2 protein-coding genes are annotated in these 737 nt (G+C 62.1%); both read right to left on the reverse strand.

Features of this window, described 5'->3' with window-relative positions; genetic code table 11:
• Positions 1 to 292 (reverse strand): DUF763 domain-containing protein (locus X744_RS0139220; RefSeq protein WP_156938664.1); only part of this gene is annotated, 292 nt, incomplete at its 3' end.
• A gap of 80 nt (positions 293 to 372) precedes the next feature.
• Positions 373 to 737: isochorismatase family cysteine hydrolase (locus X744_RS139750; protein ID WP_023763236.1), on the reverse strand; the 365-nt coding region annotated here is incomplete at its 5' end.

Below are 737 nucleotides of genomic sequence, written 5' to 3' on the forward strand. Positions count from 1 at the left end.
GGCCGCCGCAGACGTGGATGCCGAGTTCGCCGGACAACGGCGTGAGGCCGCGCTTCAAGGCGCCGACGACGCTGGTGGTGATGCCGGACGAATGCCAATCCATGCCCATGACCGCGCCGAAGGACTGGAACCAGAACGGATGCGCCAGACGCCGCAGCAATTCGTTGCGGCCATAGTGATGGATGATCGCCTCGCACATGACGGCACCGAGACGCGTCATGCGGTCGCCCAGCCATTTCGGCACGCGTCCACCGTGAAGAGGGAGATCCGCACTGCCCGATCGTTGCGCCACGTCTTTGCCTGCTCCAGTGTCCGCGATGGGGACAGATAAGCACTACAGACCCCGCAGGGAAGGCCGATGCTACAGTGGCGTCAAGTCCAGTTCGAGAGAACCGTTTCCATCTCGACTGTCTCGACCTGCTGCGCGAAGCGCTGGTGATAGACGGTAAGCAGCGCGTCATGCGTTGCGTCGGAAGAACTGCACAATGCGTCGGTGACGAGCACCACGCGATAGCCGAAATCGATAGCCCCGAGAACGGTGGCCAGGACGCATACGTCGGTTTCGCCTCCCGTGACGACCAGCGTGTCGATCTCGCGTTCCATCAGAAAGGCCCTGAGGCGCCCTTCGAACCAGGGGGAATAGATGTGCTTGTCGATGACTGCCGCCGGCGGACAGTAAGCTGCCAGCGCCGGCAACAATTCGATCATCTCCGGTCCGATATTGTCGATCGCCATCG

This window comes from Mesorhizobium sp. LNHC252B00 (genome assembly GCF_000502955.1).
Taxonomy (GTDB): Bacteria; Pseudomonadota; Alphaproteobacteria; order Rhizobiales; family Rhizobiaceae; genus Mesorhizobium.